At 28.9% G+C, this 22,615-nt stretch carries 22 protein-coding genes; 3 read left to right on the plus strand and 19 right to left on the minus strand.

The features are described 5' to 3' along the window. From GOQ29_RS00595 to GOQ29_RS00635, 10 genes are all read right to left on the minus strand, one after another. Positions 1-660, minus strand: coding sequence for an ABC-2 transporter permease (locus GOQ29_RS00595; protein WP_203370415.1), 660 nt, complete (start codon positions 658-660; stop codon positions 1-3). Beyond that, positions 653-1,519, minus strand: coding sequence for an ABC transporter ATP-binding protein (locus tag GOQ29_RS00600; RefSeq protein WP_203370416.1), 867 nt, complete (start codon positions 1,517-1,519; stop codon positions 653-655). The genes GOQ29_RS00595 and GOQ29_RS00600 overlap by 8 nt, the downstream gene beginning before the upstream one ends. A 1-nt stretch (position 1,520) precedes the next feature. Further along, positions 1,521-1,895 (minus strand): GntR family transcriptional regulator, encoded by a 375-nt coding sequence (locus GOQ29_RS00605; protein WP_203370417.1) that lies wholly within the window; start codon positions 1,893-1,895, stop codon positions 1,521-1,523. 239 nt (positions 1,896-2,134) lie between these two features. Further along, entirely contained in the window at positions 2,135-2,329 is a 195-nt protein-coding gene (locus tag GOQ29_RS00610; RefSeq protein ID WP_203370418.1) for a hypothetical protein, read from the minus strand. Between the two features lie 302 nt (positions 2,330-2,631). Further along, on the minus strand, positions 2,632-2,766 hold the full coding sequence (locus tag GOQ29_RS14505) for an LDCC motif putative metal-binding protein (protein WP_252187466.1): 135 nt from the start codon (positions 2,764-2,766) through the stop codon (positions 2,632-2,634). 79 nt (positions 2,767-2,845) lie between these two features. Further along, on the minus strand, positions 2,846-3,463 hold the full coding sequence (locus tag GOQ29_RS00615; RefSeq protein ID WP_203370419.1) for a class I SAM-dependent methyltransferase: 618 nt from the start codon (positions 3,461-3,463) through the stop codon (positions 2,846-2,848). A gap of 42 nt (positions 3,464-3,505) precedes the next feature. Continuing rightward, positions 3,506-3,745: an SHOCT domain-containing protein gene (locus GOQ29_RS00620; RefSeq protein WP_203370420.1), complete on the minus strand. Its 240-nt coding sequence runs from the start codon at positions 3,743-3,745 to the stop codon at positions 3,506-3,508. Positions 3,746-4,074: 329 nt separating this feature from the next. After that, a complete protein-coding gene (glmS, locus tag GOQ29_RS00625; RefSeq protein ID WP_203370421.1) occupies positions 4,075-5,901 on the minus strand; it encodes a glutamine--fructose-6-phosphate transaminase (isomerizing) in 1,827 nt (608 codons plus the stop codon). A gap of 305 nt (positions 5,902-6,206) precedes the next feature. After that, on the minus strand, positions 6,207-7,553 hold the full coding sequence (gene glmM / locus GOQ29_RS00630) for a phosphoglucosamine mutase (protein ID WP_203370422.1): 1,347 nt from the start codon (positions 7,551-7,553) through the stop codon (positions 6,207-6,209). A gap of 375 nt (positions 7,554-7,928) precedes the next feature. Next, on the minus strand, positions 7,929-8,825 hold the full coding sequence (locus GOQ29_RS00635; RefSeq protein WP_350445946.1) for a YitT family protein: 897 nt from the start codon (positions 8,823-8,825) through the stop codon (positions 7,929-7,931). 359 nt (positions 8,826-9,184) lie between these two features. On the opposite strand from GOQ29_RS00635, the gene GOQ29_RS00640 reads away from it, so the two are divergent. The 3 genes from GOQ29_RS00640 to GOQ29_RS00650 are packed head-to-tail and all read left to right on the plus strand — an operon-like array spanning position 9,185 to position 13,966. After that, a complete protein-coding gene (locus GOQ29_RS00640; protein ID WP_203370423.1) occupies positions 9,185-9,718 on the plus strand; it encodes a TetR/AcrR family transcriptional regulator in 534 nt (177 codons plus the stop codon). A gap of 11 nt (positions 9,719-9,729) precedes the next feature. Continuing rightward, entirely contained in the window at positions 9,730-11,826 is a 2,097-nt protein-coding gene (locus tag GOQ29_RS00645; RefSeq protein WP_203370424.1) for an efflux RND transporter permease subunit, read from the plus strand. After that, positions 11,816-13,966 carry a YhgE/Pip domain-containing protein gene (locus GOQ29_RS00650; RefSeq protein ID WP_203370425.1) on the plus strand — a complete coding sequence of 717 codons (2,151 nt, stop codon included), beginning with the start codon at positions 11,816-11,818 and terminating at the stop codon, positions 13,964-13,966. The genes GOQ29_RS00645 and GOQ29_RS00650 overlap by 11 nt, the downstream gene beginning before the upstream one ends. Positions 13,967-14,199: 233 nt before the next feature. On the opposite strand, the gene GOQ29_RS00655 is transcribed toward GOQ29_RS00650, so the two are convergent. The 9 genes from GOQ29_RS00655 to GOQ29_RS00695 all read right to left on the minus strand — a co-directional run bounded on the left by GOQ29_RS00655 (position 14,200) and on the right by GOQ29_RS00695 (position 22,589). Beyond that, positions 14,200-14,736 (minus strand): 2-oxoacid:ferredoxin oxidoreductase subunit gamma family protein, encoded by a 537-nt coding sequence (locus GOQ29_RS00655; RefSeq protein WP_203370426.1) that lies wholly within the window; start codon positions 14,734-14,736, stop codon positions 14,200-14,202. Between the two features lies 1 nt (position 14,737). After that, positions 14,738-15,484, minus strand: a complete 747-nt coding sequence (locus tag GOQ29_RS00660; RefSeq protein ID WP_203370427.1) for a thiamine pyrophosphate-dependent enzyme — start codon at positions 15,482-15,484, stop codon at positions 14,738-14,740. Beyond that, positions 15,484-16,545 (minus strand): 3-methyl-2-oxobutanoate dehydrogenase subunit VorB, encoded by a 1,062-nt coding sequence (locus tag GOQ29_RS00665; protein WP_203370428.1) that lies wholly within the window; start codon positions 16,543-16,545, stop codon positions 15,484-15,486. Before GOQ29_RS00665 ends, GOQ29_RS00660 begins: the two co-directional genes overlap by 1 nt. Positions 16,546-16,560: 15 nt before the next feature. Beyond that, a complete protein-coding gene (locus tag GOQ29_RS00670) occupies positions 16,561-16,791 on the minus strand; it encodes a 4Fe-4S dicluster domain-containing protein (protein WP_203370429.1) in 231 nt (76 codons plus the stop codon). A gap of 55 nt (positions 16,792-16,846) precedes the next feature. Next, positions 16,847-17,521 carry a nucleotide-binding protein gene (locus GOQ29_RS00675; protein WP_203370430.1) on the minus strand — a complete coding sequence of 225 codons (675 nt, stop codon included), beginning with the start codon at positions 17,519-17,521 and terminating at the stop codon, positions 16,847-16,849. A gap of 18 nt (positions 17,522-17,539) precedes the next feature. Beyond that, positions 17,540-18,616: a butyrate kinase gene (gene buk / locus GOQ29_RS00680; RefSeq protein WP_203370431.1), complete on the minus strand. Its 1,077-nt coding sequence runs from the start codon at positions 18,614-18,616 to the stop codon at positions 17,540-17,542. Beyond that, the gene (gene ptb, locus GOQ29_RS00685; protein WP_203370432.1) at positions 18,613-19,536 is read right to left on the minus strand and encodes a phosphate butyryltransferase; all 924 of its coding nucleotides are present in this window, start codon (positions 19,534-19,536) and stop codon (positions 18,613-18,615) included. Before ptb ends, buk (GOQ29_RS00680) begins: the two co-directional genes overlap by 4 nt. Then, entirely contained in the window at positions 19,529-20,620 is a 1,092-nt protein-coding gene (gene buk / locus GOQ29_RS00690) for a butyrate kinase (RefSeq protein WP_203370433.1), read from the minus strand. The genes ptb and buk (GOQ29_RS00690) overlap by 8 nt, the downstream gene beginning before the upstream one ends. Before the next feature lie 253 nt (positions 20,621-20,873). Further along, positions 20,874-22,589: a sigma-54 interaction domain-containing protein gene (locus GOQ29_RS00695; protein WP_203370434.1), complete on the minus strand. Its 1,716-nt coding sequence runs from the start codon at positions 22,587-22,589 to the stop codon at positions 20,874-20,876. Positions 22,590-22,615 lie beyond the last annotated feature (26 nt).

Below are 22,615 nucleotides of genomic sequence, written 5' to 3' on the forward strand. Positions count from 1 at the left end.
TTAAAATTCTCTATTTTTATAAAAATATAAAGAAATCAAATAAGAAACTGATATAATAGCCAATGTAATTCCTATCAAACAAATTGATATTTGAAATTCTGTGTGATTTTGAAAAAATTTTAAAATAGAATTAACAGAAAAATACTTACTATCTTCTAAAAAAATATTTGATATTACTGATGCTCCAGAAAAAATGAAAACATATACAATCACATTAAAAATCTTAGATTTTACATATCCAAACTTAAAAAATATTGGCAAATAAATTCCACTAAATACACTTATATAAAATAAGGTCCACACTATTTCCATAATATTCATATAATGCACATTTACATTAATATTTAATGTACTGATTACAAATACAACAATGAAATATATTAATAAACTTATAATTGAATATATGAATGTTAATATATATTTTGAAAACACAATATTACTTCTTTTAATTGGCAAACTATTTAAAATAATATCAGAATGATTCATTTCTTCATATGCTAATGTTGTCATAAGAAGTATATATGTTAATGCAACAACAGCTGATATAAAAGCATCACTTCCTAGACTTTGAAATGCAAACACCAAAAATATCATATAAATAAATCCTAATAAGATTGTCCTTTTAATTAATAATATATCCTTTATAATTAAACTACTCATTCAAATTCCTCCCTGTAAAATATAACATGATATCTTCTAAATTAGGTTTTTCAGTAACAATATTTTGTTTAGAAAATTTATTGAAAATTTTTTCCTTTCTTATCAATCCTTCAAACCCAAATTTATTTTCTTTAATACTAATAAAATCTGTATCACTAATATTTTGAAGAGTTTTCTTATCACCTTTTATAATAGTATAATCATCTAAAATATCATCTTTAGTATCATTAAGAACTATTTCTCCCTTATTAAGTAATACTATACAGTCAGCTATTCTATCTAAATCTGAAGTTATATGAGTAGAAAAAAACACTCCTTTATTCTCATCCTGAATTATATAAGATAAGATATCTAGTAACTCACTTCTCACTATAGGATCAAGACCAGATGTTGGCTCATCCATAATAAATAATTCTGCTTGATGAGATAATGCAATTATTAATGAAAATTTCATCTTCATTCCTTTAGACAATTTTTTAATCTTCTTATTTGATGGTAAATTAAACTTTTCTAAGTATTTATTATAAATATCCTCTTCCCAATTCTCATATAATGGAGAAATTATTTTTTTCATTTCTGATATTGTTAATTCTCCATAAAAATGATTTTCATCATATACAAATCCAATTCTATTTTTGATATCAACTTCATTTTTCACATTATCTAAACCAAAAATTTTAATTTCTCCATTATCCTTTTTCAATAAATTCATTATCAACTTAATGGTCGTACTCTTACCAGCTCCATTTGGTCCTATAAATCCTGTTATAAATCCTTTTTCAACAGAAAAACTAATGTCTTTTAAAGAAAAATCTTTAAAATCTTTTCTTAAATTTTTTACCTCCAAAATTGTTCCCATATTATACCTCCTCATAAAAAAGTTTTAGCATTTCTTGTATTTCTTCTAATGTTAAATCAATACTTTTCCCAGCTATAACAGCTTCCTCTAATTTTTCTTCAATGAATTTAAGTTTAGTCTCCTTTACAAGTTCTTTATTCTTAGTAGAAACATAAGTTCCTTTACCTTGTACTGTGACAATATATCCCTCTTTTTCAAGTTCATCATAAGCTCTTTTGGTTGTTATTACACTAATTTGAAGTTCCTTAGCTAATACTCTTATAGAAGGAAGAATTTCTCCTTCAGTAAGTTCTCCATTTAATATTATTTGTTTAATTTGTCTAATAATCTGAGCATAAATAGGTTCCTGGGATGTATTAGAAATAATTATATTCACCCCTACAATCACCTCACCTTACATTTATAATTTATTCAACTGTTATCAACTGTATATATACATTATATACAGTTGATATAAAAAAATCAACAGATTATTAAAATAAATATTAAAACCTATCCTACTATTTTAGTAAGATAGGTTTATTTCTTCTCCCACGTTAATAAAATCTACTTAAAATAAAAATCGCTAAGATAAATCCTGCCGCAAAATAATTTAAATAACCTATATTATTTTTCTTAGATATTACTTTCTTGTGTCCCTAATAAAATCATCAATAATATTAAAAGTATCTGTTGTATACCTAGTATTCTGGCTGTTAACTCTCTGTTACTAATATTAACAAAATATACGAATCCAAAAATAATTATTAATAATCCAATAAATATTTTCCCAAATAAATATAATTTAGCTTTTTCATTTTTAAAATTCATTATATCCTCCTAATCACTTGAAAAATATCCTATTTACTTCTATATATTAATTTAATTCATTTTTATTACATCTTAATCAATCATTGAATTCAATCTCTATACAGATTCAGATATTTCATAACTGTAATTGGCTATTTTTTCTGAAATTTTTTATTGTCAAATATATTTTTATTCATTAAAGAAATTAAGATAGATATTAAATATCTAAAGCTTCCTACATTAATTCCAAGTAAATACAATCTTATAAAAAAAGAAAATGCCAGGCAAAAGTAAGTTTGACTGGCATTTAAGTTCTTCTTTAATCATGCTTTATTTTTATTCACTTTAGAATTATTGCTTTTCTGATTTACTGAACAGCAATCCATTCTTTCACTCCCAAAGCTATCTTTATTTATTTTTTCTAATTTTCTTAAAAAATTAGAAAACCACTTTTTCATTTATATTTCTTCTTGCTATTTCAATTCTCTATAAGATATGCACCTATATTTTAATATTAAAGTATGGGTACTTTCTTTTTTATTTTTCATTATATATCACTATTTTCTTTACAATATCACCAGTTAAATTTATTACATCTATATTTGCAAATCCTACTTTTTTAATATTTTCCTCAGTTCTTCTATTAATATTTGCACCATAAAAATTTACAATTAATGGATTAAATATATCCATTAATAAACCAAATACTTTTTTATCACTTCGTACATGCTCAATCATAATTATTTTCCCATTAGGTTTACATACTCGTCTTATTTCTTTTAAACCTTTTATTGGATCAGGAACAGAACAAAATACACAAGTAGTAAAGACGTAATCAAAAATATTATCTGGAAACTCCATACTTTGGACATCCATATGAATTAATTCCACTTTTTTATCCAACTGTTTTGCTTTCTCTATTGCCTTTAAAAGCATTTTTTCACTAAAATCGATAGCAGTTATATCAATATCATCTGGATAATAGGGTATATTTTTTCCTGTACCTACACCTACTCCAAGAACTTTTCCTCTTAATTCCTTAGTAACTTCTACTCGCCACTTCTTTAATGCCATGATTTCCATTGGCTGTTCTAAAAAATCATAAATTCTCGAAACCCTATTATATCTTTTTCGAATTTTTTCAGTTTGATTCATTATACCCTCTCCAAGTTAATTTATAATAAATCTTGCATCTCACTATTCCCTTAAATTTTTTTTCATTTGCTTATATTCTTCTTCTGAAATCTCTCCTTTTGAATATCTTTCATTTAATATATTAAGGGCTGTATCACTTTCATTCCTCATATTATTACTTCCATTATTATCTTTGACTAATTTAGTTACCACATAGGCAATTACTATTATTAAAATCAATGGTATAATCATTCCGAACCATCCCATCATTCCATATCCACCATAATGCATCAATTTTATCATTCCTTTCTATCTATTATTTTTGATATTATTGTAATAAAATATTACTCTTTAATTTATTATTTTTATTATAAAGAATAAATATGAAGAAAATTTGAAGATAGTAAATATTTTATAAAATAAAGCACATCGATAAAAAGTAATACTTTCTATTGATGTGCTTTATATTTCCTAATAATACAACCTTTTTTAAGATTGAATTTAAAACAAAATTCATAGTATTTTTTCAGATTTAATCTTATTTTTCCACCTTATTACAGAGTTCGCAACTTTATTACATGATTCGTGTATTTATTACATTTGGTCAACAACATATTTCCCAGGAAATACCCTTATTCTACAGTAACTGACTTAGCAAGGTTTCTTGGTTTATCTACATCTGCACCTCTTAAAGTTGCTACATGATATGCTAATATCTGCAATGGTACAACACTTAATATTGGTGATAAATCATCCACTACATCTGGTATATATATTACCCTATCTGATGACTTTGCTATTTCTGTATTCCCCATTTTTCCTAAAGATATTATTTTTGCTCCTCTTGCATGAACTTCTTTTATATTACTTACTGTCTTATCATATAATTTATCTTGAGTTGCTAGTGCTATAACAGGAGTGCCATCTTCTATTAATGCTATAGTTCCATGTTTAAGTTCTCCTGCTGCCATTGCTTCTGAATGAATATAAGACACTTCTTTAAGTTTTAATGAGCCTTCTCTAGCTACATCATAATCTATTCCTCTACCAATATAGAATATATGTTCACTTTCACATATTTCTTTAGCTAATTCTTTTATTGAATCATCCATTTTTAATATATCTTCTAATTTTTCTGGTATTAATCTAAGTTCTTCTATTAATTCATTATATTCTTCTTTTTGTATTGTTTCCTTTTTATTTGCCATATCTAAAGCTATTAGTGATAAAGATACTAATTGCGTTGTATATGCCTTTGTAGAAGCTACTGCTATTTCTGGTCCTGCCCAAGTATAGAATACATCATCAGCTTCTCTAGATATTGTACTTCCAACTACATTTGTTACTGCTAATGTTCTTGCTCCTTTTTCCTTTGCCATTCTTAATGCTGCTAATGTATCTGCTGTTTCTCCTGATTGACTTACTACTATCATCAATGATTTTTCATCAATAAATGGATCATTATATCTAAACTCTGACCCAATTTCTGCTATTACTGGTACATCAACATATTTCTGTATCAAACTCTTTCCTAATAATCCTGCATGATAAGCTGTACCACAAGCTATTATATATACTTGATTTATCTTCTCCAAATCTTCTTTTGTAAGACTTATATCATCTAATCTTATCTGATTTTCTTTATTCAATCTTGGAGATAATGTATCTTTTACTGCTTTAGGTTGCTCACATATCTCTTTAATCATGAAATGGTCATATCCGCCTTTTTCTGCTGCTTCTACATCCCAATTAACTGTATAAACTTCTTTTTCTACTGGAGTTCCATCACTTTTCATTAAGATAATATTATCTTCTTCTACAACTGCCATTTCTCCATCTTCCATTATAAATATATTTCTTGTATATTTTAGTACTGCTGGTATATCTGATGCTATGAAGTTTTCTCCTTCTCCAATACCAATGATCAAAGGACTATCTTTTCTTACTGCTATTAATTTATCAGGATTTTCTTTATTTATTACTCCTAATGCATACGCCCCTTCTAAATCTTTAACTACTTTACTTACTGCTTCAACTAAATCTCCTTCATAATACATGTCTACTAAATGTGCTACTACTTCTGTATCTGTTTCAGAAAGAAATTTATATCCCTTCATTATTAATTTTTCCTTTAATTCAATATAATTTTCTATTATCCCATTATGAACTACTGCAATATTTCCCGAACTATTAGCATGGGGATGACTATTAACATCTGATGGTTCTCCATGAGTTGCCCATCTTGTATGACCTATACCTACATTTCCTTTTGAAGGATTCTTATCTAAATTTTCTTTTAATACTGCTAATCTACCTTTATATTTTCTCACATCTAATTTATTGTCTTTTAATATCGCTATTCCTGCAGAGTCATATCCTCTATATTCTAGTTTAGATAATCCCTCTACTAATATATTTGATGCTTCTTGCTTTCCAATATATCCTACTATTCCACACATTTTACATTCCTCGCTTTCAATAATTAATCTTTACATGACAAATAGACTCACTAAATAGTGAGTTTATCTCCACTTAATAGGATTTGTACAAATAATTACTTATTTGTTTTGTCCTATATCTAAGGATGGTGGCTCACCCCGAGGTATCCGCCGATTAATTCGATAAACCTCGCCCTCGTCTGCACAGGTAGTGTCGTTCCTAGCCCATGCCCTGGCGCTTTCTTTGTTATTCAATTTTAATATATTCTCCTATAGACATCACTCCCTTCAATGTTTAAACAAAGGAGGATTAAAAATCCTCCTTATTATTGTAACCTATTTTCTATAAGTTTGGCTAGTTTTTCTGCTATTATTTTTATTTCTTTTTCATCTTTACCTTCTATCATTACTCTTACTAAAGGCTCTGTTCCTGATGGTCTTATTAAGATTCTTCCTTCTCCATGGAATCTTTCTTCCAAATTACTTATCTCTGCTTTAATAATCTCATCTTCTAGATAATTATTTTTCTTTGAATTATCTACTTTAGCATTTACTAATACTTGAGGCAATGATCTCATTATTCCAGCTAATTCGGATAAATTTTTATTATTTTCTTTCACTACTGTTGCTAATTGAAGAGCTGTTAATAGTCCATCACCCGTCGTATTATAATCTAAAAATATAATATGTCCTGACTGTTCTCCACCTAATTTATAATTCTTCTTAACCATTTCTTCTAATACATATCTATCTCCTACTTTTGTCTTAATAAGTTCGATATCTCTATCATTAAGACAAATATCAAGACCCATATTACTCATAACTGTTCCTACTACAGTATTATTTGTAAGTAAACCTTTGTTTTGAAGATTAACTCCACATATAGCCATTATATGATCTCCACTTACAATTTGACCCTTTTCATCTACAGCTATAAGTCTATCAGCATCTCCATCAAAAGAAAAGCCAATATCTGCACCTATTTCCTTTACTAATCTTTGAACTTCTTCAGGTTTAGTAGATCCACATTTTACATTTATATTTATACCATTAGGATTATTATGTATTACATGTACATCTGCTCCTAATTCTTTTAATAAAGCTGGTGCCGCTTCATAAACTGCTCCATTTCCACAATCTATTGCTATTTTCAATCCATCAAATCTTGTATTTATTGTAGTTTTTAAAAATTCAGTATAATCATTTAATGCATCTAATACTATAGTTTTTTTGCCTACTTTTTCTCCTATTGGATATTGAGATATATCTTTTTCATTTAAAATATAGTCCTCTATTTCATTTTCTATTTTATCAGTTAGCTTATATCCTTCTGAATTAAAAAACTTAATCCCATTGTACTCAACTGGATTATGAGAAGCTGATATCATAACACCTGCATCTGCATCATACTTTCTAGTTAAATGAGCTACCGCTGGCGTAGGAAGTACCCCTACTGATAACACATCAACTCCTACAGAGCACATGCCAGATACTAAAGCTGATTCAAGCATATCACCTGAAATTCTAGTATCCATACCTACTACTATTTTTGGCCTATTTTTACCTTTTGTTAATAAGTATCCTCCAATTCTTCCAAGCTTATATGCTAAGTCAACTGTTAAATCCTTATTCGCTATTCCTCTTACTCCATCAGTACCAAATAATTGTCTCATTCATTAAACCTCCCGAAACTTAGATACTTTACCATGATATCATAATTCAAAACTATACTCAACTATTCACTTAACCACCTTCATGGTAATTTTCACAAAATAATATACTCTATAGTTCTATTTATACTTCTAAGAAATAATTATTTTAATTATAGCATATTTATTTATTTTTTAATATTAGTAATATTTATAAGCTACTGTAAAGTAATCATTGGCAATTCTTTTTTCTTAAATTTAAATAATTCAATAATTATTAATTTTCTTTAACTTTTTTAATATTCCTTTATTATTTCTACTAACCCTATTTCTATCATGATTTTCTAAATATCCATCAATACTAAGATACAAAAAAGGAGATTCTTTCGAATCTCCCAACTAAAATTCTATATTTCTAAAGCCTCTACCCTTTACTTCTTTACTATCACTTATATTGATAAAGGCATCTTCATCTATTTCTTTAACTATTTCTTTTAATTTCCCTACTTGTGTGGATGTTACAGTGCAATATATTATCTTCTTATTATCACGGGTATAAGCTCCTTCTCCTTTTAAGAAAGTGGCTCCTCTACCTAATTTTGCAAATATTTCATCGGCTACTTTTTCAGGCTTATTTGATATTAACATTACTGATTGATTTGTATCTAATCCAGCTTGAACTTTATCTAATATCTTATAAGCTATATATAGCCCTATTAGCGTATACATTGCAGGTTTCATTCCAAATAATATTGAAGATAAGCCAATTATTACAATATTAACTCCCATTAAAGTCGCGCCAATATCTAAATTGAACTTTTTGTTTAGTATGGCTGCTATAATGTCTAGACCTCCTTGAGATGCCTTATTTCTGAACATTATACCCATACCTAATCCATTTAGTACTCCTCCAAAAATTGATTCCAATAATATATCGTTTATCTCTATAATACCACCTATGCTCTCAGTTATATTAAGCAATAAAGACATAGCAAACATTGATATAAAACTGTAAAAAACAAAATCTCTATTAACTATTTTAAAACCAACTACAAATATAGGAATATTAATTAAAAATACTAATAATCCTGTAGGTAGTCCTGTTAAATAGTGTGCCATTATTGCTATACCACTAGCTCCTCCACTTAATAATCGATTTGGTATGAAGAAACCATTAATAGCAATCGCACATAAAAGACCTCCTAAAATCACTGAAATCAATCTCATCGAGTGGGGCAAATCCTGTGAGTCAGATTTTGACTTACCTTTAAGATTTGCTTTTTTTGCAAGTAACACTTTTATGACCCCTTTTCTTATTCTAGGCGCTAACCTATTTTTCACCTTAATTATACATAGGTGATATACATAATTCAATCTAAATTTTCAATTATATTATTAAGAAAATGTAATTTTTTAGACTATTTTAAATATAGATATCCTCCATATATTATTATTCATTAAAGCATTATAATGATAAATATTTAATACCAATATGCAATATATAAATATCCCCTTTCATATTTTTAAAGTTACAATTCCATAACATTATTGACTATTGGTCATTTCTGTTTTATAATATGACCAATGGTCATAAATAGGAGGTGTTAAAAATATCTAAAATACAAAAAAATAAAATTCAAAAAGAAAATTCCCTTATGTCGTCTGCTTTTGAACTCTTCAGTACCAAAGGTATTAACGAAACATCTATTAGTAATATAGTTCATAAAGCCGGTGTAGCAAAAGGAACCTTTTATCTTTATTTTAAAGATAAATATGATATTTTGAACAAAATTATACTTAATAAAAGTAGTCATTTATTAATTGAGTCTATGAATGCTACTAAATCTAAAAATTTCGCTAGTTATGAAGAAGCTATTTTATATTTTATTAATTATATTATTGAATATTTCAATAAAAATAAACTCATGTTGAAATTGATTTATAAAAACTTATCCTGGGGAGTGATAAAAAGAGCATCCAATGAATATGAGGGAATTCATGAAATATATGATTTTTTTATGAATCTATATAAAGACTCTGATATAAGTGAACAGGATATAGAAAAAACATTATTCATTATTATTGATCTAGTAGGTTCAGTTTGCTATAGCTCAATAATTTTAAATGAACCGGATACTATTGATAAGATGAAACCAATATTATTTGATACTATTAAAAAAATAATTTAGGGGATGATTAGATGAATGTTTTTAGTAATCTTGTAGCTAAACATCGCAAATTAGTATTACTACTAGCTACATTATTATTACTACCTTCCTTATATGGAATGATTAAAACAAATATAAATTATGATATATTAGCTTATTTACCAGAAGATTTAGATTCTGTAAAAGGGCAAAATGTATTAAATGATACTTTTAAAAGTGCCTCCATGGGAATGTTAGTAATAGAAAATATGGAAGATAAAGATGTAATAGATGTAAAAGGAGAAATAGAAAAAGTAAAAGGAGTAGATTCAGTAACTTGGATAGATGATTTATTAGATATTAGCGTTCCTGAAGAAATACTTCCAGATGATATTAAAGACATATTCTATAGTGAGGATTCAACATTACTGATGATTAATTTTCAAGACAAATCATCATCTGATATAACTCAAGATGCTATAGAAGATATAAGAGGTATTGTAGACGATAAAAGCTTTTTAAGTGGTATGTCTGCTGTTATAAAAGACACAATAGATTTAGCTGATTCTCAAACTCCAATATATGTTGGCCTAGCTGTAGTATTAGCTATATTAATATTAATTTTAACTTTGGAATCAACTGTTGTACCTTTTATCATTCTAATTAGTATAGGCTATGCCATAGTGTACAATTTTGGAAGTAATATATTCTTAGGTGAAATATCATATATTACTAAATCATTAGCTGCTGTACTCCAACTAGGAGTCACATTAGATTATTCAATTTTTCTTCTTCATAGATTTCAAGAAGAATCAAAAAATACTGATGATAAAGAAACGGCTATGGCACATTCTATATCTAAGACTGCTTCTTCAGTAATAGGAAGTTCTTTAACAACCATTGCAGGCTTTTTATCAATAGCCTTTATGGAATTAACTATCGGAAAAGATATTGGTATAGTAATGGCTAAAGGTGTAATTTTAGGGGTTTTATCTGTATTGACTATACTTCCATCTTTAATACTTGTATTTGATAAACCTATTAATAGATTCAAACATAAAACCCTATTACCTGAATTTAATAAATTATCAGATCTAGTCACTAGAAAATATAAATTTTTTATTATAGTAGGTTTAATTTTATTTTTACCTACTCTATATGGACAATTAAATAATGACGTGTACTATAATTTAGATGAATCACTGCCAGATGACCTAGATTCAATAGTTTCTTTAGAAAAACTCAAAACTAATTTTAATATGACCACAACTCATATGGCAATAGTATCTGATAAAGTACCTGACTATGAAATATATAAAATGATTGACAAAATAAAAAATGTAAAAGGAATAGAAAATGTGCTAACATATCAAACTTTCATCGGACCAGGTATTCCTGAAAATTTTATTCCAGAAAAAGCTAAATCTAAATTTCAAAAAGATGGCTATAAACAATTAATCATAAATTCTAAATATAGAGCAGCAACTGATGAAGAAAATATTCAAATCAAAAAAGTAGACAAAATAATCAAAAACTATGATGAAAAGGCTATGTTGACTGGAGAAGGTGTCTTAACAAAAGATTTAATTGACATTGCGGATAGAGATTTTAAAAGAGTTAATTTAATTTCTTATTTCTCAGTATTTATTATAATAATGCTAATATTTATATCTTTTTCCATACCACTATTACTTATATTAGTAATAATGCTAGCAATATTTATCAATATGAGTGTACCATTCTATCTAAATCACTCTATACCTTTCATTGCTAGTATAGTTATTGGATCTATACAATTAGGGGCTACAGTTGATTATGCTATTTTGTTAACTACTAGGTTTAAAGAAGAACTAAAAAATAATACGGATAAATTTAAATCTATGCAAATAGCAGTAAGAGAATCATCAAAATCTATTATAACTAGTGGATTAACCTTTTTTGCTTCTACAATTGGTGTAGCAATAATATCAAATATGGAATTTATAAGTAGTTTATCCACTATGATTGCAAGAGGAGCATTGATAAGTACAGCAGTTATACTATTTATTTTACCAGGATTATTATTAGCTGCTGAATCAATAATTAATAAAACAACAAAAAATTGGGTTTCTAATACTAAAAGGAAAGGAAGTAATGTAAATGAAAAATAATAAAACTTTAAAAGTTTTTATTAGCATTTTAATTATATCATTTTTATTTACAAATTTTGCAACAGCTGCAAGTCCCGTTGTTAAAGATGAAACAGTTTATATAACTTTAGATCATGATGGTAAAGAATTGGAAAAAACTTCAAGCATATGGTTACATTCAGATAATGTCTTAAAAAATATAGAAGATAAATCTAGTCTAGACAATATCAAGAATATTAAAGGAAATGAAGAACCTGAAAAAAAAGGTGATAATCTTATATGGAATACAGATGATAAGGAAATATTTTATCAAGGTACAACAGAAAAATCATTACCTATAAGCTTTGATATTAATTATTTTCTAGATAGTAAAAAAGTTAATCCTGAAGATATTTTAGGAGAATCTGGAGATTTAAAAATTAAAATAAAAGTTACTAACAATGATAAAGTGGATGATTTATATGTACCTTATGTAGTTGCATCCATAGTTACTCTTCCTACTAATAAATTTACTAATATAAAAACTAATACTGGTAAAGTTTTATCAGAAGGAAATAATAATGTCGTATCTTTTGTATCTATACCTGGTTTAAAAGAAAGTTTAGATTTAGATAATGATATGATTGATCTTCCTAACTCTATAGAAATAAATGCTGAAGTTAAAGACTTTGAAATGAATTCTATATATTCAACAATTCTCACAAAATTGCCTGAAATAGAAGAAATGGATAAAGAAAATGATATAGATAGTTTATTAGACGGTATTGATAAAATTAAAGACTCTAGTGATAAATTAACTGATGCTAGCGAAAAACTATATCAAGGTCAAAACGATTTAAATGATGGATTAAATACTTTTATGAATGGTATAATGGATTTAAGTTCTGGCAGTAACACCTTAAAAGATGGATTGAATAAATTAGAAAATGGAATGGGTTCAGCAAAAGATGGAAGTGAAAAAATTAGTGAAGGAGCTAATAAGCTATCAGATAGTAGCAATGAATTGGGGAAAGGTATAGACGCTTTAGGTAAAGGTACATCTGAGTTTGGTAAAAAAGCTATGAAATTTTCTAGTTCAGCTCAAGAAATATCAAAAGGACTTAAAAATATACCTGAAAATACCAAAAAACTAAATTCGGGAATGGATTTAATAATAGAAAATACAGAAAAAATACATGATACTCAAACTCAACTTACTTCTGGTTTAAAACAAAGTACAAAGGCTTCCAAAGACTTAATATCTGCTAAAAAAGCAGAAAATGAAGGGGTTAAACAATTAAAATTAACTATAAATAAATTAAATGAAGTTATTAAATCTTTAGAAGGAACTCCAGGGCAGGAAGCTACTATTGAGGCTCTTACAACAATAATGAATACTCAACAAGCAACACTAGATCAATTAGAAGCCGGTGGTAATGATATTTTAACAGGACTTAATCAGTTAAACGCAGGCTTAAATAAATCAAAAAATGGCTCTAGTGAATTATCTACTGGTTTAAATACTATTAATGAAAAACAAGGTGATGTTAATGCAGGTATATCTCAATTAAAAGAAGGAACTAAATCATTAGGAACATATTCTGATAAACTTATTGAAGCAAGTAGACAGTTAAATAATGGTGCTAAATCAATATATGACAATAGTCAGTTATTACTAGAAGGATTCTATAAATTTGAAAAAGGAAGTAATGATTTGGCTATTTCAACAAATACCTTATCTACAGCATTAGGCACTTTAAAAGGTGGTACACAAGAGTTAGTTAATGGTAGTGAACAACTATCTAATGGTGGAAGTTTATTAGCTGTAAACAGTGGAAAATTAATATCTGGAAGTGAAAAATTAGTTAAAAATAGTAATAAATTTAAAGATAGTATGAATGAATTCAATGAAGAAGGAATAGATAAAATGTCCTCTGAAATAGAACCTCTAACTATAGACGCTGAAAAAATATTAGATAATAAAGATAAACTTGTTGAATTGTCAAAAGAAAATACTAGTTTTTCAGGTATAAATAAAGATATGGAAGGTGAACTTAAATTTATATTAAAAACTCCTGAACTAAGGCAAGAAGATAAATCAAATGATGAAAATGTTGAAACAAAAAATGAAGATGAATCAAAAGGATTTAAAGAATGGCTAAAAAACCTTTTTAAAAAGTAAATATATAATAGATTTTAAAAAGTATATATCCTTTTCAACTCACATTGTGAAATAAATAATGAAAATAATAAAAATAGTGTCAATCAATTAATTGATTGACACTATTTTTCTCTTAACCAGTTATCTCCTTTACAATATAAAGAACTAAATCCGAATAAATAGTCTATTATTCGGATTTAGTTTAAACTTATATTTAGATACATGAAAATGACATATACCTTTAAATATCTATATTATCTTACTGCTTCTGCTCCTTTTTCTAAAGCTTCTTTGTTTATTGCTACTAAATTAGCTTTTGACTCACCAAATACTTTCTTAAATGCTTCTATTATTGACTCAGTTTTTACTGCTTTTGTTAATTCCAAATATGCTCCTAACATCACCATATTAGCTACTTTCGAATTTCCTAATTCATCGGCTAATTCATTTGCGGGAATATAATGTATATTCAAATCATCCCTTTCAGATTTTATATCTATAAGAGAACTATTAATTAATAAATTTCCTTCTGGTAATACATCTGATTCAAATTTATCTAATGAAGGTCTATTCATAACTATTGCTACTGTAGCTTCTGTAACTATAGGCGACCCTATAGGTTCATCTGAAACCATAACATTACAATTTGCGGTACCTCCACGCATTTCTGGACCATAAGAAGGTAACCATGAAACATTCTTGTTCTCTATCATTCCAGCATAAGTTAAAAGCTGTCCCATAGACATAACTCCCTGTCCACCGAATCCTGCTATTATAACTCTTTCTTGCATATTATTTTACCCCCTCAGGTGTACATAAATTTCCTAACGGATAGTACGGAATCATATTATCTTCCAACCACTTAAGTGCCTCTACTGGTGTTAAGCCCCAGTTTGTAGGACAAGTTGACAACACTTCAACTATTCCAAAACCTTCTCCTTTTAATTGCATTTCAAAGGCTTTCTTTATAGCTTTTTTAGCTTTTCTTACTTCGGCTGCATTGTGAACAGAAACTCTCTCTACAAATTTTGCTCCATCAAGTGTAGCAAGCATTTCTGATACTCTTATTGGATTACCTGCATGGGATGCATCTCTACCATAAGGTGCTGTAGTAGCCTTTTGTCCTACTAATGTTGTAGGTGCCATTTGTCCACCAGTCATACCATATATAGCATTATTTACGAAAATCGTAGTTATTTTTTCTCCTCTTGCTGCTGCATGAACTATTTCTGCTGCTCCTATAGATGCAAGGTCTCCATCCCCTTGATAAGTAAATACTACTTTATCAGGATGAACTCTCTTTATTCCAGTAGCAACTGCTGGTGCTCTACCATGAGCTGCTTCTTGCATATCACAATTAAAATAATCATATGCAAATACAGAACATCCAACTGGTGCTACTCCTATAGATTCTCCTAAAACATCAAGCTCTTCTAATACTTCTGCAACTAATCTATGGATTATACCATGGGTACATCCTGGGCAGTAATGAAAAGGCTTATCTGTCAATCCTTTAGTTTTTTCAAATACCTTAGTCATTATTTTACACCCCCTGAAATCTTTTTAATTTCCTCTACAATAGCATCTGGAATTGGAACCATTCCTCCTGTTCTTCCATAAAAATGAACAGGTTTTCTTCCATTAATAGCTATCTTAACATCATCTATCATCTGACCAGTACTCATTTCTACTGTAAGTATTCCCTTAGTCCTATCAGTTATTTCCTCAAAAGCTTTATCAGGGAATGGCCATAAGGTAATAGGTCTAATAAGTCCAATTTTTATACCTTCTTCTTCACATTTAGCTATAGCATTTTTAACTACTCTTGAAGTTGTACCATAAGCAACTACTACAACATCAGCATCTTTTACATTGTAGTTTTCATATCTTGTTTCATTTTCTTTCATTTCAGCATATTTATTTTCAAGTCTTATTACGTGATCCTCTAATTCTTGTGGATCTATATATAAAGAATTAATTATATTAGGTTTTCTTTCTCCTTTTGTACCATCTGTCGACCATGTTTTAGGTGCAATTGGTCTTTTCTTAGGTTCTTTAAATTCTACAGGTTCCATCATTTGACCAATCATACCATCTCCAATTACCATAACTGGATTTCTATATTGTTCAGCAACATCAAAAGCTTCCATAAGCAAGTCTACTGTTTCTTGAATAGTAGCAGGTGCATATACTAAATGTCTATAATCTCCATTTCCTCCACCTCTAGTTGCTTGATAATAATCAGATTGAGCAGGTTGTATTCCCCCTAATCCTGGACCACCTCTAACTATGTTAACAATAACACATGGAAGCTCAGCTCCAGCAATATAAGATATACCTTCTTGCTTTAATGCAATACCAGGACTTGAAGATGATGTCATAACTCTTGCTCCAGCTCCAGCTGCTCCATATACCATATTTATCGCAGCAACCTCACTTTCAGCTTGCAAAAATACTCCCCCTATATTAGGAAGCTCTCTTGCCATATACTCTGGTAATTCATTTTGTGGTGTTATTGGGTAACCAAAGAAGTATTTACATCCTGCTTTAATAGCAGCTGCTCCTATGGCTTCATTTCCTTTCATCAATACTTTAGCCATTTAATTCCCCTCCTATTATTTCTCTATTATTCTTTCAACTTCAATTACAGTATCAGGACAGATTGTAGCACAATTTGCACATCCAATACATTTGTCCATATCTGATACAGTAGCTGGATGATATCCTTTTACATTAATCTTTTCTCTGTTCATAACTACAATATCTACAGGACAAACAGTTGTACATAACTCACAACCTTTACATCTATCCTCATTAAAAGTAACAGCACCTTTTGACTTTGCCATTCATAACCCTCCCTCTTATAATTAATTCTTTATATTAAGCTTTAATCAAAGCCTATTAACTCATCCAATCTTCCCTCATATACATTTTAATGGGGAAGATTTCACCTTCTATATCTTTAGGCAATTCTTTTGCAACATTCTCTATACAAGATACATATCTAATAGGAACATTTAATTCCTCTGATACTTCTTTGCAAAGTTCTTGACCTCTTAATACATCCTCTATTGTGGTACTTCTTAATAAATGGGTATTATTTATTAACCCAGTAACTTTAGCCCTAGATTGAACCTCTATATTTTTCAAATAGGCAATAGTCTTCTCCTTCGTTTGAGTTTCAAATCTATTAGCATTTATCACGAATAACATATCATATTTTCCTTTTTGGAAATATTCATGATATCTTCCTAAGGATCTAGCTCCTATTGGATCTCCTCCTACATCTAAAACTGCCTCAAAAGTTTCATCTTGTAATGGAGTCAATACTTCTCCTGAAATAGCAGGCAAATCAGAGCTTGCCCCTTTTATTGAACTACCTATTACTCTAATACCTAGATCACTTAAGAATCCTTCTTTTTCTCTACTTCTAAAATAAGGATTTACTACATCTAAATCCACTATTGCTACCTTTTTATTAACCCCAGCTAACTTAACTGCATAATTTACTGCAAATTCAGTCTTCCCACTTCCATAATGTCCAGTTATTACCCTTATTCTATTGTCTTTTAACATAAAACCACCCTTAAGTGTTTATTTGTATTTTTTTGCTTTTTCTTCTCCTCTTAATACTCTAAGTCCACCTTGAGCTAGGGCAATCATCTCATCTTCTCCTGGATATATAAACATTTTTCCAATAAATTCTACATTCTCTTTTATCCAAGATATAAACTCTTTGTCATATGCTATGCCACCTGTTATAATGATTCCATCAACTTCTCCTTTTAATACTGCAGCACAAGCACCTATTTCTTTAGATATTTGATAAGCCATAGCTTTATATACTAATTCAGATTTTTCATTTCCTTCTTCAATCATTTTTGAAACTTCTCTAGCATCATTAGTTCCTAGATATGCAACTAATCCACCTTTTCCTTTTATCATTTTCTTTATATCTTTTAATTCATATTTTCCTGAATAACAAAGTTTAGCTAAGTCTCCAGCTGGAACTCCTCCAGATCTTTCAGGAGAAAAAGGTCCATCTCCATCTAATGCATTATTTACATCTATAACTCTTCCATTTCTATGAGCACCTACAGATACTCCACCACCAAGATGTGCAACTATAAAGTTTAATTCTTCATATTTTTTTCCTAGTTCATCTGCTGCCCTTCTTGCTACAGCCTTTTGATTCAATGCATGAAATATACTTATTCTTTCTAATTCAGGCATTCCTGATACTCTTGCCACATCATCTAACTCATCTACAACAACAGGATCAACTATAAAAGATGGAATATTTAATTGAGAGGCTATTTCTTCGGCAATTATTCCTCCAATATTTGATGCATGTTCTCCTAATACTCCTGTCTTTAAATCTTCTAACATTTTTTCATTAACTTCATATGTTCCACCAGGTATAGGCTTCAAAAGACCTCCTCTACCTATTATTGCTTGAAATTTTCTGATATTTATACCTTTCTCATTTAGGGTTTCAAGAATTATATTCTTTCTAAACTCATATTGATCATAAATCTTATCAAAATTTTTTAATTCACCTGAAGAATGTCTTAATGTTTCTTCTAATACTACCTTCTCGTTATCATAAACCGCAATTTTTGTCGAAGTAGATCCTGGATTTATTACTAATAATCTATAAGAATTGGTCATTTTTGTTGTTCCTCCTTATTTTTTGATGCCATTAATGCTCCTAGAGCTATAGAATTTAATTTTGCAGATTCACTATCTGCCCTTGATGTTAATACTACAGGTGCCTTTGCACCAACTATTACTCCAGCATTTTCAGCTCCAGCTAAAAATACTAAAGCTTTATATAAAATATTTCCTGCTTCTATATCAGGCATTAATAATATGTCTGCATCTCCAGCTACAGGATGATTTATTCCTTTATGCTTTGCTGCTTCCATTGATATCGCATTATCTAAAGCAAATGGCCCCTTAACAACACAATTTTTTATTTCTCCATTTTCATTCATTTCAGTAAGTTTAGATGCATCTACTGTATCTGGCATCTTAAGATTAACTTTCTCTTTTGCACATATAACTGCAACTTTAGGTTCTTCTATACCCAAGGATTGAGCTACAAAATTAGCATTTTCTAGTATTTCTTTTTTAGCTTCTAATGATGGTGCAATATTCATAGCCGCATCAGTTACAAATAATACCTTTTCATAAGTAAGTATATCAAAAACTGCAACATGACTCAATATTTTACCTGTTTTAAGTCCTACATCATCATTTAACACGACCTTAAGAATTATTGATGTATCAACTAATCCTTTCATAATCATATGAGCCTTTCCTGTACTTACTAATTCAACAGCCTTTAAAGATGCCTCTTTTACATCTTTAATATCTACTATTCCAAACTTATCTATATCAAGTCCGATACTTTTTCCAATTTCTATTATCTTTTCCTTATCGCCTACCAATATGGCATCTGCTATTTCTCTTTCTTTAGCTTCTTTAACAGCTAGCAAAACTTCTTTATCTTGAGCTACTGCAACAGATAGAATTTTTGATCCTTTTTCCCTCGCTAAATTTAGCACATCATCAAAATTTCTAATCATTTAAATCCACCTTTTCATCATAAAGTTTTACTTCTTCTCTTCCTTCTAATACTCTTAATGCCCCTTCATTTAACGCCTCCAATTCATCCTCTCCTGGATAAATTCTTATGGGCCCTATGAATTGAACCATATCCTCAATATAAAATGTAAGCATATTAGAATAAGCTAGTCCTCCAGTGAGGATAATATAATCCACTTTTCCCCTTAATGTTGATGCCATTTTACCTATCTCTTTTCCTATTTGATAAGCCATAGCATTAAATATCAATTTAGCTTCTTCATCTCCTGAATTAATTCTTTCTACTACTTCCTTAGCATTATTTGTTCCCAAATAACCAACTAATCCAGCTTTTCCTCTTAATTTCTTTTTTATTTCTCCAAGAGTATATTTATCAGAAAAACAGAGTTTAGCTAATTGTCCTACCGGTACTTCTCCAGCTCTTTCTGGAGAAAATGGTCCCATTTCATTTGCATTGTTTACATCTATTATTTTACCTTTTTCAATGGCAGCTACAGATATTCCTCCACCTAAATGAGCAATTACTAAATTAAGTGAGTCATATTTCCTATTGATTTCATCAGCTAATCTATAAGCTACTGCTCTAATATTTAAGGCATGTAGTAAGGATTTTCTAGGAATTTCAGGTATTCCAGAAATTCTAGCTATATCATGAAATTCATCTACGGCCACAGGATCTACTATAAAAGAAGGTATATTAACTCTATCTCCCAACCCTCTTGCTATCAATCCTCCAAGATTCGATGCATGTTCTCCTTGTATACCTACCTTTAAATCCTCAATCATTTGTTCACTTATCTTATAAGTTCCTGCTGGCATTGGCCTTAACATACCTCCGCGACCCACTACTGCCCTAAGTTGTTCTAGATCAATATTATCTTCTGATAATACTTCTAATATCAAATCCATCCTATACTCATATTGATCCGTAATTTTTTCGAATTTCTCTAATTGTGTTGAATCATGTTCTAACTTCTTTTCTAAAACCTTTTCCTTATCTTTAAAAATAGCAATTTTAGTAGAAGTAGAACCAGGGTTTATGGTTAAAATAAATTCTTTATTCATTCCTTCACTCCCGTTATTTTTTCTATTATATTAATAGTGCAAAATACATGCCAAATTAAAAACTCTTATTTGTTAGTCTTATTAAAATAATTATATTAATTGTATAATGATTAAAACATAAATAATACTCACTATTTGTCATATCAATCTAATAAAAAAATATGAAGTATTATAATTCTTCATATTTATGTTCTGCAATTTGTTGCATGCATATTTTTTCAGTAATATAAACCCAACTGCAATTTGTTGCACGTTATTCTATTTTATATTTATCTATTTTATAATATAAACTTCTTACAGAAATACCTAATACCTTAGCTGTATCAGTTCTATTACCATTATATTTTTTTAAAATTTTAACTATGTGATTCTTCTCTGCCAACTCTACAACATCACTTAAACCTTCTATTTTTTCTTCATCTGATGATTTATATTCTATTTTTTCCAGTATATCTATATAATTTTCTATAATCTTAGGAAGATGTTTCTTTTCAATTTTCGTTTTATTTAATTTCATATTAATTATTGCTCTACCTATAATATTTTCTAATTCTCTAATATTTCCCGGCCAATCATGTTCTTTAAGCAATTCTAATGCTTCTTCTGAAATATCAGTTATTGCTCTTCCATATTCTTGATTAAGTTTTCTAATAGAATTAAATACTAATGCTGGTAAATCATCCTTTCTATATCTCAAAGGAGGTATTTCTATAGGAATTACATTCAATCTATAATATAAATCCTTTCTAAATCTACCTTCTTTTACTGCATTTTCTAAATTCATATTAGTAGCACCTATTATCCTCACATTAACACTTATAGACTTAGAACCACCTACTCTTACAACTTCTTTTTCTTGTAGTACCCTTAATAATTTTACTTGGGTACTTAAACTTATTTCTCCTATTTCATCCAAGAAAATCGTTCCTCTGGAGGCCTGTTCAAAAAGTCCCTTTTTCCCACCTTTTTTAGCTCCAGTAAAAGCTCCTTCTTCATAGCCAAATAATTCACTTTCTAATAAGCTTTCACTCAAGGCAGTACAATTAACTCGAATAAACTGATTAAATTTTCTATTACTCGCATTATGAATTGCGTGAGCAAAAAGTTCTTTACCAGTTCCACTTTCTCCCCTCAAAAGGACTGTTGCTGGAATTCTAGCAGCTTTTTTAGCCTTTTCTATAGCTTCCTTTATTTTAATATTTTCTCCTACAATATCTTCAAATGTATATTTAGCTTCTAACTTTCTTATTATTTCCTTCGCTAAATCAAGCTCATCTGTAAGCTTCATTAAATCAGATACATCATGAAGAATACCTACACTGCCTCTTAATTCTCCATCAACTATCATCGGAGCAGCTGTAGCTATTACTTCCTTTTTATTGGGTCCTACTTTCATCCTTGCATTCTTTACAGGTTTCTTATTTTTTAATACCTTTAAATGTATACTCTCACCTTCAGCTATATCCGCTGTTGCAATTTTTCCTATAACATCTTTTTTACTCAATCCTGTAAGTTTAGTATAAGCAGGATTAATCATTAAATTTATTCCATCCTGATCTACCACTGATATTGCATCCTGAGTTGAATTAAAAACTGCTTCCAACATACTCTGAATTTCTTTTAAATTAGTAACTTGAGAAAATAGTTCTTTAACTTCCGTGATATCTCTGAAAACAGCTACAGCTCCTATTATTTCGTCATTTTCATTTTTTACAGGCATTCTATTTGTGATTATCTTTATGTTTCCTAAATCTTGTTGCCTGTTTAATTCATAATCTCCTGTTCTTAATATATACATTAATCTAGTATTCAAAATTACTTTCTCTACTTCTTTCTTTAAAGCATATTCCTTATTTATACCAGTTAATTTCTCTGCAGCTCTATTAAACAATGTAATTATACCATCTTTATTTACTGCTATCATTGCATCATGGGTTGAATTTAATATTATCTCTAAATCTTTCCTCAATTTATACCACTCCTAGAATGATATTT

It is taken from the genome of Anaeromonas gelatinilytica (assembly GCF_016820635.1).
Taxonomy (GTDB): Bacteria; Bacillota; Clostridia; order Tissierellales; family SIT17; genus Anaeromonas; species Anaeromonas gelatinilytica.